The 236-nt window shown below is 48.3% G+C and carries 1 protein-coding gene; it reads left to right on the top strand.

Annotated features, from left to right (window positions below):
* Positions 1–236, top strand: a 236-nt coding sequence (locus AC6UDE_RS07215) for an HAD-IA family hydrolase (protein ID WP_500697067.1), incomplete at both ends; no start/stop codon positions are given.

The raw sequence follows: 236 nt of genomic DNA, 5'->3' as shown, positions 1-236 counted from the left end.
GGAATACGGTAAACCGCACCCAATGGTATATCTTAATACCGCACGCAAACTGGGGATTTCACCGTTAGATTGCATGGCGATTGAAGATTCGGTCAACGGTGTGATTGCCGGCAAAGCGGCACAAATGGACGTGGTCGCCATTCCGCCGAAAGTACTACAAGGCGATCTGCGTTATTCTATTGCCAATCGCCAACTTGATTCCTTGCTGGAGTTGCCAGCATTGCTCCATAATATAA

This window comes from Fructilactobacillus sp. X2R5C3, assembly GCF_059901325.1.
This window is presented reverse-complemented; position numbering and strand designations above follow the sequence as displayed.